The organism is Sphingomonas panaciterrae, from assembly GCF_036890205.1.
In the GTDB taxonomy this organism is placed as follows: Bacteria; Pseudomonadota; Alphaproteobacteria; order Sphingomonadales; family Sphingomonadaceae; genus Sphingomonas; species Sphingomonas panaciterrae.
In genome coordinates this window covers 570,446-586,031 of the sequence record NZ_JAKNQR010000002.1, presented here as the reverse complement: position 1 = coordinate 586,031, position 15,586 = coordinate 570,446, and the positions used below count along the sequence as shown (strand labels likewise).

Here is a 15,586-nt window from a genome sequence, read left to right as displayed (position 1 = left end):
ATCGCCAACGGGTTACGGCGCGGGGGACGTCATTTCAAGATGGCGCATTGCAGTTTCACTCCAATGAAGTTTATGCATCAGGTGATGAGTTCGCCAGTCCCCTCGGTCGTTCAGGCCTTTGCCATCATGCGCGCGCTGGCGGACGGCCGGGCGCTGACGCTGTCCGAAGTGGCGCAAAGCTGCGGGATCAGCCCGTCGAGCTGCCTTGGCCTGCTGCGCACGCTGGTGGGGGAGGGCGTGCTGTCGCTGGGCGAGGGCAAGCGGTACGCGCTATCGCCGCCCTGGTCGGAGATCGCGGCGAGCGACCTCGATCGGTCGACGCGGCTGGTGGCGCGGGCGCGGCCGTTGCTGGAGCGGGCGGCGCGTAGCTGGCACGCGCCGATCGGCTTGTGGCGCGTCACCGGGCGGGATCGGCTGCAACTGGTCGCGCTGGGGCAGAGCGTCGCAGCGACACGGATCCATATGGAAGAGGGACAGCGCCAGCCGATCGGCAGCGGTGCGGTAGGCCGTGCGCTTGCCGCCGCGCAGCGCGTCGGCCGCGAGGAACTGGCCCGGCGTTTCGCGGCGGTGCGCTGGCAGCGAGCGGTGGCCTTTGAGGATTATGCTGCCCAGGTCGCGGCGGCGGTATCGCAGGGCTACGGCGTCGACGACGGGCTGAGCTATGCCGGCATATCGTCGATCGCGGTGTGCCTGCCGGATGAGGCGCAGTCGCTGTGCGTCTCCGCGTCCGTCTTTGCCGGATCACGCAGCGAGGCGGAGTTCGCCGACCTTGCCGCCGCACTGGTCGCGCTTGCCGCCGAGATCGCGGCGCTCGACCACAAACCGTCACCGCCGTCCAGAAAGGCCCGTGCATGATCCCCGCCGCCCGCAACGATTTCCCCGAAATCCGCGACGCCGTGCGCGCGCTCGTCCGCGAGTTCGGCGACAGCTATTTCCGCGAGGTGGATGACCAGCGCGCCTATCCCGAGGCGTTCGTCGACGCGCTGACCAAGGCGGGCTGGATGGCGGCGCTGATCCCCGAAAGCTATGGCGGGGCTGGGCTTGGCCTGACCGAAGCATCGATCATCATGGAGGAGATCAACCGCGCCGGCGGCAATTCGGGCGCCTGCCACGGCCAGATGTACAATATGAACACGCTGCTGCGGCACGGATCGGAGGCGCAGAAGCAACGCTTCCTGCCCGAGATCGCGAGCGGCGCGCTTCGCCTGCAATCCATGGCGGTGACCGAACCGACCACCGGCACCAACACCACCGAGCTGAAGACCCGCGCCGAGCGCCGCGGCGACAAGTACGTCGTCAACGGGCAGAAGGTGTGGATCAGCCGGATCCAGCATTCCGACCTGATGATCCTGCTCGCGCGCACCACCCCGCTCGACGAGGTGAAGAAGAAGGCCGACGGCCTGTCGATCTTCCTTGTCGATCTGCAGGCGGCGATCGGCAACGGCATGGAGATCCGGCCGATCCGCAACATGGTCAACCACGAGACCAATGAGGTGTTCTTCGACGATCTGGAGCTGCCCGCCGACAGTTTGATCGGCGAGGAGGGCAAGGGGTTCCGCTACATCCTCGACGGCCTCAACGCGGAGCGCGCGCTGATCGCGGCGGAATGTATCGGCGATGGCTATTGGTTCGTCGAGCGCGCGGTGCAGTACGGGTCGGAGCGGATCGTGTTCGACCGGCCGATCGCCAAGAACCAGGGCGTTCAGTTCCCGATCGCGCAGGCCTATATGGAGGTGCGCGCGGCGGACCTGATGCGCTACGAGGCGTGCCGGTTGTTCGACGCGCATCAGCCGTGCGGCGCGGAGGCGAACATGGCCAAGCATCTGGCGGCGGAATCATCGTGGAAGGCGGCCAATGCCTGCCTCCAGACGCATGGCGGCTTCGGCTTTGCGGCGGATTATGATGTCGAGCGCAAGTTCCGCGAGACACGATTGTATCAGGTCGCCCCGATCAGCTCGAACCTCATCCTGAGCTTCGTCGGCGAACATGTGCTGGGGATGCCGCGCAGCTTCTGAGGCACGGGCGCTGGCGGCCGGCGTCAGACGCGCACGGCTTGGTCGACCCGCCCTGCTTCGCCGAATACGCGCAGGTAGCGGGCGATTTCGTCCGGATCACCGGTCGCCTTGGCCGGATTGTCGGACAGCTTGACCGCCGAGCGGCCGTTGACGCGCGTCACCTTGCAGACGAGCGAGAGCGGGGCAAGCGGCGCGTCGCCCTCCGGATCGCAGCCGCGAAAATCATTGGTCAGGTTGGTGCCCCAGCCGAAGCTCATCCGCACCCGGCCGTCGAAATGCCGATAGGTCGCCGCGATACTGTCGACATCCATCCCGTCGGAGAAGATCAGCAGCTTGCCGCGCGGGTCGCGGCCCTTGTCCTGCCACCAGCGGATGATCTGCTCTCCCGCCTCGATCGGTGGCAGGCTGTCGGGGCGAAAGCCGGTCCAGTCGGCAACCCAGTCGGGCGCGTCGCGCAGGAACGCCGCAGTGCCATAAGTGTCGGGGAGGACGATCAGCAGGTTGCCGGCATAATCCCGCTGCCATTCCTCCAGCACGCGGTAGGGGGCGTGGGCGAGCGCGGCATCGTCCGCCGCCTCGGCTGCGGCGACCATCGGCAGTTCATGCGCATTGGTGCCGATCGCCTCCAGGTCGGCGTCTATCGCAAGGAGCACGTTGGAGGTTCCGATCAACCTTTCGCCAAGCCCCTCCTTCAACGCCTCGACGCACCAGCGCTGCCACAGGAAGCCATGGCGGCGGCGGGTGCCGAAATCGGACAGCGCAAGCTCGGGAAGGTCACGCAGCCGCTCCACCTTGCTCCACAGCCGCGCCTTGGCGCGCGCGTACAGCACGTCGAGCGCGAAGCGGCCGCGATGGCGAAGCGCGGCGCGCGATCGCAGCTCGTTGACGATCGCCAGCGCCGGGATCTCCCACAGCGTCACGTCCATCCACGGGCCGGTGAAGCTCAGCTCGAACTGGCCGTCGACGCGGCGAAGCTCATAATCGGGGAGGCGATAGCGCGCGAGCCAGGCAATGAAATCGGGCCGGAACATGCGTTCGACGCCGTAGAAGGTGTTGCCGGCGAGCCAGATCAGCTCCTTCTTGGTGAAGCGGAGCGTTCGCGCATGATCGAGCTGTTCGCGAAGCTCCGCCTCGTCGATCACCTCCGCCAGCCGGACGGTGCGGGTGCGGTTGATCAGCGAAAAGGTGACGTTCGTGTTCGCGTGCCGCGACCAGATCAGCTGAAGCATCAGAAGCTTGTAGAAATCGGTGTCGAGCAGGCTGCGGACGATCGGATCCAGCCGGAAGCTGTGATTATAGGTGCGCGTGGCCAGATCGGTGACGGTCATCGCCGATGGAGTGCCCGAGCGGCCCCTTTCGTTCCCTGATGGCGGGGCCGCTGCTTGCGGCGCCCGGCGTTTGTCGCGACAAGGTGCTGAAAACGGGGAGCCTTCCATGCGACGTAGAACCTTTGTTGCCACGCTGCCGGCGCTTGCCCTTGCTCCATCGCTCGCGCGGGCGCAGCAGGGGACGCCCAGTCAGTCGCAGGGGACCGAGGGGCCGGGGCAGGGCGGCGCGTCGCAGCCCGCCACCGCGAAGGCGGGCGATCAGCCGAAATATTGGAAGCCGGGCGAGGATCGCTTCATCCGCCCCGATGTCCATGCCGGCGACCGGCCGGTCGGCGCCAGCTTCGCCTCGCGTACCGCCGTCTATGGCCTGAACGGCGCGGCCGGCACGGCGCATCCGCTCGCCACGCAAGCCGGCATCGACATGCTGAAGCGCGGCGGATCGGCGGTCGACGCGGCGATCGCGATGAACGCCTGCCTCGGCCTGCTCGAGCCGACCGCCAGCGGGATCGGCGGCGACGTCTATGCGATGATCTGGGATCCCCGGCAGAAGAAGGTGGTCGGCCTCGCCGGATCGGGCGCCAGCCCGCGCGGCCTGTCGCTGGAAACGGTGCGCGGGCGTGCGAAGAACGGCGCGCTGCCGCCGCTGGGCGCGATCACCGTTTCGGTGCCGGGAACGGTCGACGGCTGGTGGACGATGCACCAACGCTACGGCAAGCTGCCGTGGAAGGTTCTGTTCGAACCGGCGATCGCGATGGCGGAGGCGGGGACTCCGGTGCCCGACATCATCGCTTATTATATCCGCCGCAGCATGGCGAACTTCGCCCGCCCTGGGAACGGGGTGGAGGAGACTGCCAATGCGCTCAAGACATGGGGCATGGCGGACGGCAAGGGGCCGGCGGCGGGGCAGGTGTTCCGCAATCCCGACCTGGCGCGCACCTATCGCGCGATCGCTGCCGGCGGGCGCGATGCCTTCTACGCCGGCGATCTGGCGCGCACGATGGACCGCTATTTCAAGCGGATCGGCGGCTGGCTGCGCTATGAGGATCTGGCGGCGCACCGCTCCGAATGGATCGAGCCCAGTCACACCGATTATCGCGGCACGACGGTCCATGCACTGGGGGCCAATACCCAAGGCATCGCAACGCTTCAGATGCTCAACATCCTCGAGCATTTCGACCTGAAGGATGCGGGCTTCCAGTCGCCCTTGTCGATCCACCTGCAGGCGGAGGCGAAGCGGCTGGCCTATGAGGATCGTGCGCGCTTCTATGCCGATCCCAAATTCGCCGACGTGCCGGTCGATTGGCTGGTGTCGAAGGAATATGCCGCGCAGCGCGCCAAGCTGATCCGCCCCGACCGAATCCTGACGCCGGTCTATCCGGGGCAGGCGCCCAGCCGCGGCGACACCACCTATTTCTCCTGCGCCGACGCGGACGGCATGATGGTGTCGATGATCCAGTCCAATTTCCGCGGCATGGGATCGGGGCTGGTCGCGGATGGCCTCGGCTTCATGTTCCAGGATCGCGGGCAATTGTTCAGCCTGAAGGACGGCCACCCCAATATCTATGCGCCGGGCAAGCGGCCGTTCCAGACGATCATCCCCGGCTTTGCGACGCGCGGCGCGGACCCGTGGATGAGCTTCGGCGTGATGGGCGGCGACATGCAGCCGCAGGGGCAGACGCAGATCATCGTCAATCGCGTCGATTACGGCCTGGAGGCGCAATCCGCCGGCGATGCGCCGCGCTGGCACCATGAAGGATCGTCGCAGTCGATGGGCGAGGATGATCCGGGGCTCGGGCCCAAGGGGCGGTTGCGGCTGGAAAGCGGCGTGCCGCTGGCGACGCGGCAGAAGCTCGCCGAGATGGGCTGGTCGATCGGCGATCCCGACGGCAGCTTCGGCCGCTATCAATGCGTCGAGCATCGCATGGACGGTGCGACGCGGGTCTATGGCGCGGCGAGCGAAATGCGCGCCGACGGCTGCGCGCTCGCCTATTAGGCCGCCGCTTCGGGGCGCGCGGGATAGCGCGCGCCCATGAAGAACAGCCCGTCGGGCGGGGCGTTGAGGCCGAGCCGGGCACGATCCGCCGCCTCCAGCGCGTCGCGCAGGTCAGCGGCGGACCAGCGGCCCAGGCCGACAAGCGCGAGGCAGCCGACCATCGAGCGCACCTGATGGTGGAGGAAAGATCGCGCCGCCGCCTCCACCATGATGCGGTCGCCCTCCCGCCGGACGGCGAGCCGGTCGATCGACTTCACCGGGCTGGCCGACTGGCAATGCGCCGAGCGGAAGGTGGTGAAATCGTGCCGCCCGACCAGCAATTGCGCGGCATCGTGCATCGCCGCGGCATTGAGCGGCTGGGCGACCTGCCACGCCAGCCCCTTTTCCCATGTCAGCGGCGCGCGGCGGTTGACGATGCGATATTCATAGGCGCGGCCAAGGCAGGAGAAGCGCGCGTGCCAACCGTCGGGCACGATCTCGCAGGCGAGGATCGCGACCGGGTTGGGGCGAAGCCGGGCGTTCAATGCCTCGCCCAGCCGGAAGGCGGTGATCGGCTTTGCGATGTCGACATGCGCGCGCATCGCGGTGGCGTGGACGCCGGCATCGGTGCGCCCGGCGGCATGGACCGTGGTGCGCTCGCCGGTGACGGCAAAGGCCGCGTCCTCGATCGCCTGCTGCACGCTGGGGCCGTGATCCTGCCGTTGCCAACCCATGAAGGGGCGGCCGTCGAACTCGACGGTCAGCGCGAAGCGGGTCACAGGCGCGTGCCGGCGGGGATCGCAAAGCCGCGGAGCAATTCGTCGACGCTCATCACGCCGCGCCCGGCGCGCTGGACGCGGGTCGGGCGCAGCGCGCCGCTGCCGCAGGCGATCGTCAGCCGATCGTCGACTACCTCGCCGGGCGCCGCCGGGGCGCCGGCATCCGCGATCACATCGGCCGCCAGCAGCCGAACCCGCTCGCCATTCACCTCGAACCACGCGCCGGGCGGGTTGAAGGCGCGGACCTGCCGTTCGACCACCTCGGCACCGGGCGTGAAATCGAGCCGCATCTCCTCCTTGGCGATCTTGGCCGCATAGGTGACGCCGTCCGCCGGCTGCGCGACCGCCGGGTGCGCATCGAGATCGGCCAGCACCTCCACCATCAGCCGCGCGCCCATCTGCGCCAGTTCGTCGGTCAGCTCTCCCGCGGTCTTGCCGGCGATCGGCGTACGACCTTCCAGCCTGACCGGGCCGGTATCGAGCCCGGCCTCCATCTGCATGATGCCGACGCCGGTCTCTGCGTCACCCGCGAGGATCGCGCGCTGGATCGGCGCCGCGCCGCGCCAGCGTGGCAGCAGCGATCCGTGGATGTTGAGGCAGCCGAAGCGCGGGGCATCGAGGATCGCCTGCGGCAGGATCAGGCCATAGGCCGCGACCACGGCCACGTCCGCCTCCAGCGCGGCGAACGCCGCCTGCTCCTCCGCATTGCGCAGGGACACGGGCGTATGCACCGGGATGCCGCGCGCCTCGGCCGCCGCGTGAACGGGGGAGGGGACCAGGGCGCGCCCGCGCCGCCCGCCGGGCCGTGGCGGCTGGCTATAGGCCGCGACGACCTGATGACCGGCGGCAACCAGCGCTTCCAGCGCCGGCACGGCGAACGCGGGCGTGCCCATGAAGATGATCCGCATGGGGCGCGCTTCAACGCGCTGGCGGACGCGGACGCAACCCCCTATCTGTTCACGCGATGGCATCACAGGAGATCGAGGCGCTAACGGGCGCGTTGGCGCGGCTGCCCGGGCTGGGGCCGCGATCGGCACGGCGGGCGGTGCTTCACCTCGTCAAGAAGCGCGAGGGCGCGCTGATCCCGTTGCTGTCGGCGCTTCAGGCGGTGGAGGAACGGCTGGCGACCTGCTCGATCTGCGGCAATGTCGATACCGTCGATCCCTGCGCGATCTGCGCCGATCCCCGCCGTGACGCGCGCTCCTTGTGCGTGGTGGAGGAGGTGGCGGACCTCTGGGCGCTCGATCGATCGCGCTTGTTTCCGGGGCGCTTCCACGTGCTGGGCGGGCGATTGTCCGCGCTGGAGGGTGTCCGCCCGGAGGATCTGACGATCGATCAGCTCGTCCGCCGGATCGAGGCGGGCGGGATCGACGAAGTGGTGCTGGCGATGAACGCCACGCTGGAGGGGCAGACCACGGCGCATTACATTGCCGAGCGGCTGGAACGCTATCCGGTCCGGCTGACTCAGCTGGCGCACGGCCTTCCGGTCGGCGGCGAGCTCGATTATCTCGACGAAGGAACGCTGGCGCAGGCGCTGCGCGCGCGCCGTCCGGTGGCGTGATCGCGGCGCGGCGCACCCCCTTCGCTTGATTCGGCGGACTGCTGCCAATATCTGCCCGCCATGGCCGTTCTTCCTATCGTAGAGATTCCCGATCCCCGCCTCCGCCAGATGTGCGAACCCATTGCCACGATCGATGACGAGGTGCGTCAGCTCGTCTCCGACATGACCGACACGATGTATGACGCGCACGGGATCGGCCTTGCCGCGATCCAGGTCGGCGTGCTGCGCCGCGTGGTCGTCATCGACCTGCAGGACCGGCAGAGCGACGAGCCGGTGGAGGAGGGCGAGGCGCCAGCCACCGTCCGCGATCCCAAGGCATACATCAATCCCGAGATCCTGTGGGTGTCGGACGAGCTGTCGCGCTATCAGGAAGGCTGCCTGTCGATCCCCGAGCAATATGCCGAGGTGGAGCGCCCCGCGCGCTGCCGCGTCGCGTGGCTCGACGTCGATGGCAACCGCCATGAAGAGGAAATGGACGGGCTGCTCGCCACCTGCATGCAGCATGAGATCGATCATCTGAACGGCGTGCTGTTCATCGATCACATCACGCGCCTGAAGCGCGACATGCTGCTGAAGAAGCTGGCGAAGGCACGCAAGAACGCCGCCTGAGGCGGCTTGCCACAGCAGGATGTGCCGGATAGGTTCGCGCTTCGTTCCAGATTGGAGGAAGCGTGGAGCCTGTCGCCGTCCTGTTCATCTTCGTGGCGCTGGTGCTTGGGCTGGCCGCGGGCTGGTGGTTTGCCAGCCGCACCGCTGCCACGCTCCGGGCCGAGCGCGATGCCCGCGCCACGGAATTCAAGAAGGCGATCGTCGATCTGGCCAGCGCGGAGGAGCGCGCCCGGGCCGCTGACGCGCTGCGCCAGGAACTCGCCGCGATCCGCGACGATCGCGATGCGGCACGCGCCGACATCGCCCGGCTGGAGGCGGAGGCGCGCGGTTTCGACGCGCGGCTGAGCGAGCTTCGCGAGGCAAAGGACGCACTCGCCGCGCAATTCGGACAGGTGGGGCAGAAGCTGCTCGCCGAGGCGCAGGACCGCTTCCTTCAGCGCGCCAACGAACGCTTCCGCGAGTCAGAGGAAACCGCCGGGCAGAATCTGAAGGCGATGCTGCAACCGGTGAGCGACCGGCTGCAACGCTATGAGGAAGGCGTGGCGAAGGTCGAGGCCGAGCGCCGCGACGCCTTTGGCGAGCTTCGCGGTCAGATCGAACAAATGCGCATCGGGCAGGAATCGGTGCGCAGCGAGGCGGCGCGGCTGGTCAACGCCTTGCGCAACGCCCCCAAGGCGCGCGGGCGCTGGGGCGAGCAGCAGCTACGCAACGTGCTGGAAAGCTGTGGCCTGTCCGAACATGCCGATTTCCAGACCGAAGTGTCGGTAACCGACGCCGAAGGGGCGCGCTTCCGCCCCGATGTGATCGTGCGCATCCCCGGCGGCAAGTCGCTGGTGATCGACGCCAAGGTGTCGCTCAACGCCTATCAGGATGCGTTCGGTGCGGTGGATGAGGCGGAACGGACCGCCGGTCTCACCGCCCATGCCGCCGCGATGCGCGCGCACGTCAACGGGCTGGGCGCCAAGGCCTATTGGAACCAGTTCGAGGATGCGCCCGACTATGTGGTGATGTTCGTGCCGGGCGAACATTTCCTGTCCGCCGCGCTGGAGCATGATCCGTCGCTGTGGGACTATGCTTTCGATCGCAAGGTGCTGCTCGCCACCCCGACCAACCTCATCGCCATCTCGCGCACCGTCGCGGCGGTGTGGCGACAGGAGATGCTGGCGAAGGAAGCGCGTGAGATCGCGCAGCTTGGGAAGAATCTCTACGCCCGGCTGTCGGTGATGGGCGGCCATGTCGCGAAGCTGGGCAAGAACCTCGACACCGCGATGACGGCGTACAATCAGTTCGTCGGCAGCCTGGAATCGCAGGTGCTGACGCAGGCGCGCCGGTTCGAGGCGTTGAAGATCGACACCGCGGGTAAGGTGATCGAGGCGCCGCCGGTGGTGGAACAGGCGGCGCGCCCGCTGACCAAGCTGATCGCGGAGGCAGACGCCGCCGACTGAATGCCGCCCCGGCCGCGCACCGCAATGGCGCGGCCCGCGGAGGGGAGAGGCGTCAGCCGCGCAGCGCGGCGGCGGCGCGGGCCTTTGCCTCGATCTCGGCCGGAGTGCCGCTGGCGACCCAGCTGCCGCCGACGCACAGCACGCGATCGAACCCGAGCCAGGTCGGGGCGCTTTCCTCGGTAATCCCGCCGGTCGGGCAGAAATGGCATTGGTAGAAAGGCGCGGCGAGCGCCTTCAGCGCCTTCAGCCCGCCCGATGTCTCGGCCGGGAAGAACTTGAAGTGAGTCAGGCCGAGGTCGAGCCCGCGCATGATGTCGCCCGCGGTGGCGATGCCGGGCAGGAACGGCACGCCGCTGGCGATGATCGGATCGGCCAGCCGCTCGGTCAGGCCGGGCGATACGATGAATTCGGCGCCGGCATCCATCACCTGAACGAACTGTTCGTTCGTCACCACCGTGCCGGCGCCGACGATCGCGCCGGGCACCTGCTTCATCTCGCGGATAGCATCGAGCGCGGCGGGGGTGCGCATCGTCACCTCCAGCACCTTCAGCCCGCCGGCGACCAGTGCTTCGGCCATCGGCCGTGCGGCGGCGGCGTCGTCGATGACGAGCACCGGGATCACCGCGCTCGTCCGCATGATGGTGCCGATCTCGCTCATGCCGTATGTTCCTGTGCAAAGGCAGCGGCGGCACCGAACAGGCCCGGCTGCGGATGAGTGACGAGCTTCACCGGAATGCCGCTCATCATCGATTGGAAACGCCCCTTGGCGACGAAGCGGTGGGCGAAGCCGGAACGCAGCAGCCGATCCTTGATCCTGAGGCCAAGACCGCCGCCGATCACCACGCCGTTAGCGCCATGCGCGAGCGCGAGGTCCCCCGCCGTCGCGCCGAGTGCGAGGCAGAAGCGGTCGAGCGCGGCGAGCGCGATCGGGTCCGTGCCCTCCAGCGCTTCGGTCCAGATCGCCTTGTCGTCGCGCGTGCGGACGGGGCGGCCCTCCATCTCGGCCAGCATCTCATAGATGGCGACGATCGCCGGGCCCGCGCAGATCCGCTCTGCCGACACGCGCGTGTAGCTGCGCCGCAGCCGCTTGAGCAGCGCGTCCTCGATATCGTCCAGCGGGGCGTAATCGATGTGCCCCCCTTCCGTCGGCAGCACGTGATAGCTGCCGCCGGTCTTGAATACCTGCGCCACGCCCAGCCCGGTGCCCGGGCCGCAGACGGTGGTCACGCCGCTGGAGGGGAGGGGGATTTCGGGGCCGCACAGATGATCGAAATTCTCGTCCGGAAGCTGCGCCACCGCATGGCCGATCGCGCCGAAATCGTTGATGATCGTATAGCTGTCGACGTTCAGCCGCTCGGGGATCAGCGAGGGGCGGATCACCCAGGGGTTGTTGGTCAGCCGGATGATGTCGCCGGTGACGGGCGATGCCACCGCGATCGCCGCCGCGCGCGGCACCGGACGGTCCAGCTTCTTCTCGAACATCTGCCACGCGGTCTGAAGGCTGGCATATTCGGCGGTCTTCAGCGTGATCGGCTCGCCCAGCGACACGACGCGGCCGTTTTCCACTTCCGCGATGGCGAAGCGGGAATGCGTGCCGCCGATATCGACCGAAACGATGTCCATCATTCAAACTCCCAAGCCGCGCGGCACCGCCGTACGCAAAACACTGTCATCGACGCGCGGCGGTCATCGCGCGCGGCTTCGGCTTACAGCCCGGCACCTGCCAGCACGGCGGACGCGCCCTTTTCCGCTTCGTCCGCCAGCCCGCGGAACATGCCGAACAGCTCGCGCCCGAACCCGTCGGCCGCGGGCGGCGCCTCGGCCGGGGTGCGCGCGGTCCACTCCGCGGGGTCGACCAGCGCCTCCAGCGTTCCCGCCACGGCGTCGACCCGGATGATGTCGCCGTCGCGGATCAGCGCGATCGGCCCGCTGACACCATTCAGCCCCGGCAGCGCCTCCGGCGACACATGGATCGCCGCGGGCACCTTGCCCGACGCGCCCGACATGCGCCCGTCAGTGACGAGCGCCACGCGATAGCCCCTGTTCTGCAGCACGCCGAGCGGCGGGGTCAGCTTGTGCAATTCGGGCATGCCATTGGCGCGCGGCCCCTGGAAGCGGACGACCACCACCACGTCACGGTCCAGTTCGCCACGCTGGAAGGCGGCGAGCACCGCTGCCTGGTCGCAGAAGACGGCGGCTGGCGCTTCGACGATCAAGCGGTCAGGGTCGACCGCCGACACCTTGATGCAGGCGCGGCCGATGTTGCCCGCCAGGATGCGCATGCCGCCGTCGGCGGAGAAGGGCTTGTCCGGCGTGCGCAGGATCGTGTCGTCGCCGCTCGGCCCCGGATCGCGCCAGGCGAGCCGGTCATCCTCCAGCACGGGCTTGGCGGCATAATCGGCCAGCGACGTGCCGCCCGCGGTCAGGATGTCGCCATGCAGATGGCCGCTGGCGAGCAGCTCCCGGATCACGAACGCCATGCCGCCCGCCGCCTCGAAGCCGTTCACGTCGGCGGCGCCATTGGGATAGACGCGCGCGATCAGCGGCACCTCGCTCGACAGCCGGTCCATGTCCTCCCAGTCGATGACGATGCCGGCCGCGCGCGCGATGGCGGGCAGGTGGAGCAGGTGGTTGGTCGAACCGCCGGTGGCGAGCAGGCCCACGGCGGCGTTCACAATCGCGCGTTCGTCGACGCAATGGCCGATCGGGCGGTAATCCTCGCCGCGCCAGCCAAGCCCGGCCACGCGATGCACGGCGGCGCGGGTCAGCTCCTGACGCAGCTTGGTGCCCGGATTGACGAAGGCGGCGTTGGGAATGTGGAGGCCCATCACCTCCATCATCATCTGGTTGGTATTGGCGGTGCCGAAGAAGGTGCAGGTGCCGCGCGTGTGATAGGCGGCGATCTCGCTGTCGAGCAGCTCCTCGCGATCCGCCTCGCCGACGGCGAACCGCTCGCGCACCTCGGCCTTGCTCTTGTTGGAAATGCCGCTCGGCATCGGGCCGCCCGGCACCATCAGCATCGGGAGGTGACCAAAGCGAAGCGCACCCATCAGCAGGCCGGGCACGATCTTGTCACAGATGCCGAGCAGCAGCGCGCCCTCGAATGTGCCATGGCTGAGCGCGATCGCTGTGGACAGCGCGATCGTGTCGCGGCTGAAGAGCGACAACTCCATGCCGGCATAGCCCTGGGTCACGCCATCGCACATCGCCGGCACGCCGCCCGCAACCTGCGCCGTGGCACCGACCTCGCGCGCCCACACCTTCATCTGCTCGGGATAACGGTAATAGACCGCGTGCGCCGAGAGCATGTCGTTATAGGCGGTGACGATGCCGATGTTCATGCCCTCGCCCGTGCGCATGGCGGGGCGGTCCTCCTCCGTCCCGGCATAGGCATGGGCAAGGTTGGCGCAGCCAAGCGCCGGGCGGCCGATCCACTGGTCGCGCTCGCGCAGCAGAAGGTCGAGATAGCGCGCGCGGCTGTCACGCGATCGCGCGATCACGCGATCGGTGACGGCGGATACGATGGCGTTCAGCTGGGGCATTGTTGCACTCTACTTCCGTTCACACGAGCCTGATGACGCGCCAGCGCCCGCCAGGCGCTATTCGGCCCAGTGGATGTCGACCGGCAGTTCCGCGTCGGCCAGCACGCGGCCGATCGGATAGGCCGAGCCGGCGCCCTGAGCGATTGCGTCTTCCAACACCTTGCGCTTGCTGGCGCCGGTGACCGCGATCATCAGCGCCTTGGCCGAGATGATTCCCGCGCGCGACAGCGTGACGCGGGCGACCGGCGCCTCCGGCGGCAGCGGATCGGGCATGACGCCTAGCGCGCGGCGTTCGCGCGGGCCGTTCAGTGCCTCGTCATAGTCGGGGCCGGGGAAGATCGACGCGGTGTGCCCGTCACCGCCCACGCCCAGCAGGCACAGGTCGAGCGGCCAGTGCAGGTCCTGCATCAGCGCATCCGCCGAGCGGCCGGCGGCCTTGTAGTCGTCCGTCGCGCCCGGCACGATCGGAATCACGCGCGCGCCCTTGGGGATGAAGGTCTTGCCGATCATCGTCACGTTGCTGAGCGGATCGCCGAGCGGCACGATGCGCTCGTCGGTCGGCACGATCGTCACGCGCTTCCAGTCGAGCTTCGCCTCGGCCAGCTTCTTGTAGATCGGGATGGGGGTCTTGCCGCCCGACAGCGCGACGACGGCCGCGCCGCGTGCGTCAATCGCGCTTTCGATGATGAACTGGATGTCGCCGGCTACCGCCTCCGCCATCTCCTGTGCGTCCTCATATTCCCACCATTCGATTTCGTCGCTCATGATGTCACTTTCGTTGTTCCGCACGGGGCGGACCCTGTTCTGGAACCGTGCCCCCGATGATGGGGGACGAACGGCCGAGGGACCATGCAAGGTCCCCGCTTGTTAATCGTCCTGCCAACTCACGCCGTCACGCTCGGTCAGCGCGATCGAGGCGGCGGGCCCCCAGGTGCCGGCAGCGTAATGTTTGGGCTTCATGTCGTTCGCCTTCCACCCTTCGCGGATGGCGTCGATCCAGGTCCATTGCGCCTCCACCTCGTCGCGGCGCACGAACAGCGTCTGGTCGCCCTCGATCAGGTCCAGCAGCAGGCGTTCATAGGCGATGCGGCGGCGCTTGCCGGCGAATTCGGCGTCGAGGCTGAGGTTCAGCGGCACTTCGCGCAGGCGGATGCCCTCGCGGTCCAGCCCCGGCTCCTTCGCCATCACCAGCAGCTGTATATATTCCTCCGGCTGCAGGCGGATGATCAGCATGTTGGGCTGAAGCAGGCCACCCCGGCCGGCGAACATCGAATGCGGCACCGGCTTGAACTGGATCGCGATCTCGCTGCGCCGGGTCGGCATCCGCTTGCCGGTGCGCAGGTAGAAGGGGACACCCTGCCAGCGCCAATTGTCGACATGCGCCTTCAGCGCGACGAACGTCTCGGTGTTGGAATCCTTGCCCAGCTCCTCGTCATATCCCTTGACGATCTCGCCGTTGATCGCACCGCCCAGATACTGGCCGATCACGCTGTTCTGCGGGACCTCCTCCGGCTTCAGCTGGCGAAGCGATCGGAACACCTTGGCCTTTTCGTCGCGGATCTCGGCCACGTCATATCGCGCCGGCGGCTCCATCGCGATCAGCGCGACGAGCTGCAGGATATGGTTCGCCACCATGTCGCGCAGCGCGCCGGCGCCATCGTAATAGCTGGCGCGATCCTCCAGCCCGACCGTCTCGCTGACGGTGATCTGGACGTTGTCGATCCCGCGTGCATTCCACACCGGTTCGAAGAAGGAATTGCCGAAGCGCAGCGCCATGATGTTCTGGACGGTTTCCTTGCCCAGATAATGGTCGATGCGGAAAATCCGCTCCTCGGGGAAGGCGGTGGCGACGGTGTCGTTGATCTCGCGGCTGGAGGCGAGGTCATAGCCCAGCGGCTTTTCCAGCCCGATGCGCACCGTCTCGCCGGCAAGGCCCGCGCCTTCGAGCCCGCGGATCACCTGTTCGAACAACGACGGGGCGGTCGACAGGAAAATGGCGAGCCCGCCCGACACGTCGCTGACCTTCTTGGCCAGCGCGCCGTAATGGTCGGTGTCGGTGGCATCGAGCGGCTGGTATTGCAGCCGCGCGACAAAGGTATCGATCGTGTCCGCATCGCAGCGATCCTTGGGCACGAATTCGTCCAGCGCCTTGCGCGCGAACTCGCGGAAGCTGTCGTCGTCATGCTCCGACCGCGCGGTGCCGGTGATCGTCAACCCATCGGGCAGCAGCTTGTCTGCGTGGAGGCCGTAGAGCGAGGGCAGCAGCATGCGCTGCGCCAGGTCGCCCGTCGCGCCAAACAACAATAGCTTCCCGACCGGGTTGCGCTGCATGTTT

The 15,586-nt window shown here is 68.0% G+C and carries 14 protein-coding genes; 6 read left to right on the top strand and 8 right to left on the bottom strand.

The window, feature by feature from the left end; translation table 11 throughout:
- The first annotated feature begins 84 nt into the window (after positions 1–84).
- Entirely contained in the window at positions 85–855 is a 771-nt protein-coding gene (locus tag L8F96_RS09805) for an IclR family transcriptional regulator domain-containing protein (RefSeq protein ID WP_197075583.1), read from the top strand.
- Positions 852–2,015, top strand: a complete 1,164-nt coding sequence (locus L8F96_RS09800; protein ID WP_334655888.1) for an acyl-CoA dehydrogenase family protein — start codon at positions 852–854, stop codon at positions 2,013–2,015. Before L8F96_RS09805 ends, L8F96_RS09800 begins: the two co-directional genes overlap by 4 nt.
- Positions 2,016–2,038: 23 nt before the next feature.
- Here L8F96_RS09800 and pncB read toward each other — a convergent pair whose 3' ends face one another.
- On the bottom strand, positions 2,039–3,343 hold the full coding sequence (gene pncB / locus L8F96_RS09795; protein WP_334655887.1) for a nicotinate phosphoribosyltransferase: 1,305 nt from the start codon (positions 3,341–3,343) through the stop codon (positions 2,039–2,041).
- Positions 3,344–3,449: 106 nt separating this feature from the next.
- Between pncB and L8F96_RS09790 the strand changes: the two genes are divergently transcribed.
- Positions 3,450–5,336, top strand: a complete 1,887-nt coding sequence (locus L8F96_RS09790; protein ID WP_334655886.1) for a gamma-glutamyltransferase family protein — start codon at positions 3,450–3,452, stop codon at positions 5,334–5,336.
- On the opposite strand, the gene truA is transcribed toward L8F96_RS09790, so the two are convergent.
- Together truA and fmt are read right to left on the bottom strand one after the other, a co-directional pair.
- Positions 5,333–6,094: a tRNA pseudouridine(38-40) synthase TruA gene (gene truA, locus L8F96_RS09785; protein WP_046411326.1), complete on the bottom strand. Its 762-nt coding sequence runs from the start codon at positions 6,092–6,094 to the stop codon at positions 5,333–5,335. The genes L8F96_RS09790 and truA overlap by 4 nt on opposite strands.
- A complete protein-coding gene (fmt, locus tag L8F96_RS09780; protein WP_334655885.1) occupies positions 6,091–7,002 on the bottom strand; it encodes a methionyl-tRNA formyltransferase in 912 nt (303 codons plus the stop codon). The genes truA and fmt overlap by 4 nt, the downstream gene beginning before the upstream one ends.
- 56 nt (positions 7,003–7,058) lie before the next feature.
- Between fmt and recR the strand changes: the two genes are divergently transcribed.
- From recR to L8F96_RS09765, 3 genes are all read left to right on the top strand, one after another.
- The gene (gene recR, locus L8F96_RS09775) at positions 7,059–7,655 is read left to right on the top strand and encodes a recombination mediator RecR (protein ID WP_046411322.1); all 597 of its coding nucleotides are present in this window, start codon (positions 7,059–7,061) and stop codon (positions 7,653–7,655) included.
- Positions 7,656–7,715: 60 nt separating this feature from the next.
- A complete protein-coding gene (def, locus tag L8F96_RS09770; protein ID WP_125944715.1) occupies positions 7,716–8,264 on the top strand; it encodes a peptide deformylase in 549 nt (182 codons plus the stop codon).
- Positions 8,265–8,326: 62 nt separating this feature from the next.
- Positions 8,327–9,709, top strand: coding sequence for a DNA recombination protein RmuC (locus L8F96_RS09765; protein ID WP_334655884.1), 1,383 nt, complete (start codon positions 8,327–8,329; stop codon positions 9,707–9,709).
- 52 nt (positions 9,710–9,761) lie between these two features.
- Here L8F96_RS09765 and eda read toward each other — a convergent pair whose 3' ends face one another.
- The 5 genes from eda to zwf all read right to left on the bottom strand — a co-directional run bounded on the left by eda (position 9,762) and on the right by zwf (position 15,582).
- Positions 9,762–10,367 carry a bifunctional 4-hydroxy-2-oxoglutarate aldolase/2-dehydro-3-deoxy-phosphogluconate aldolase gene (gene eda, locus L8F96_RS09760; RefSeq protein ID WP_334655883.1) on the bottom strand — a complete coding sequence of 202 codons (606 nt, stop codon included), beginning with the start codon at positions 10,365–10,367 and terminating at the stop codon, positions 9,762–9,764.
- Positions 10,364–11,332, bottom strand: coding sequence for a glucokinase (gene glk / locus L8F96_RS09755; RefSeq protein WP_334655918.1), 969 nt, complete (start codon positions 11,330–11,332; stop codon positions 10,364–10,366). The genes eda and glk overlap by 4 nt, the downstream gene beginning before the upstream one ends.
- Before the next feature lie 83 nt (positions 11,333–11,415).
- Positions 11,416–13,251 carry a phosphogluconate dehydratase gene (gene edd, locus L8F96_RS09750; protein ID WP_334655882.1) on the bottom strand — a complete coding sequence of 612 codons (1,836 nt, stop codon included), beginning with the start codon at positions 13,249–13,251 and terminating at the stop codon, positions 11,416–11,418.
- A 57-nt stretch (positions 13,252–13,308) separates the two neighbouring features.
- Positions 13,309–14,016: a 6-phosphogluconolactonase gene (gene pgl, locus L8F96_RS09745; protein WP_334655881.1), complete on the bottom strand. Its 708-nt coding sequence runs from the start codon at positions 14,014–14,016 to the stop codon at positions 13,309–13,311.
- Between the two features lie 102 nt (positions 14,017–14,118).
- The gene (gene zwf, locus L8F96_RS09740; RefSeq protein ID WP_334655880.1) at positions 14,119–15,582 is read right to left on the bottom strand and encodes a glucose-6-phosphate dehydrogenase; all 1,464 of its coding nucleotides are present in this window, start codon (positions 15,580–15,582) and stop codon (positions 14,119–14,121) included.
- Positions 15,583–15,586: the final 4 nt, after the last annotated feature.

Excerpts from the sequence above, each read along its gene's own strand:
- L8F96_RS09805 (WP_197075583.1), top strand. The coding sequence starts at position 85 with ATGAGTTCGCCAGTCCCCTCGGTCGTTCAGGCCTTTGCCATCATGCGC.
- L8F96_RS09800 (WP_334655888.1), top strand. The coding sequence starts at position 852 with ATGATCCCCGCCGCCCGCAACGATTTCCCCGAAATCCGCGACGCCGTG.
- pncB (WP_334655887.1), bottom strand. The coding sequence starts at position 3,343 with ATGACCGTCACCGATCTGGCCACGCGCACCTATAATCACAGCTTCCGG.
- L8F96_RS09790 (WP_334655886.1), top strand. The coding sequence starts at position 3,450 with ATGCGACGTAGAACCTTTGTTGCCACGCTGCCGGCGCTTGCCCTTGCT.
- fmt (WP_334655885.1), bottom strand. The coding sequence starts at position 7,002 with ATGCGGATCATCTTCATGGGCACGCCCGCGTTCGCCGTGCCGGCGCTG.
- recR (WP_046411322.1), top strand. The coding sequence starts at position 7,059 with ATGGCATCACAGGAGATCGAGGCGCTAACGGGCGCGTTGGCGCGGCTG.
- def (WP_125944715.1), top strand. The coding sequence starts at position 7,716 with ATGGCCGTTCTTCCTATCGTAGAGATTCCCGATCCCCGCCTCCGCCAG.
- eda (WP_334655883.1), bottom strand. The coding sequence starts at position 10,367 with ATGAGCGAGATCGGCACCATCATGCGGACGAGCGCGGTGATCCCGGTG.
- glk (WP_334655918.1), bottom strand. The coding sequence starts at position 11,332 with ATGGACATCGTTTCGGTCGATATCGGCGGCACGCATTCCCGCTTCGCC.
- edd (WP_334655882.1), bottom strand. The coding sequence starts at position 13,251 with ATGCCCCAGCTGAACGCCATCGTATCCGCCGTCACCGATCGCGTGATC.
- pgl (WP_334655881.1), bottom strand. The coding sequence starts at position 14,016 with ATGAGCGACGAAATCGAATGGTGGGAATATGAGGACGCACAGGAGATG.
- zwf (WP_334655880.1), bottom strand. The coding sequence starts at position 15,582 with ATGCAGCGCAACCCGGTCGGGAAGCTATTGTTGTTTGGCGCGACGGGC.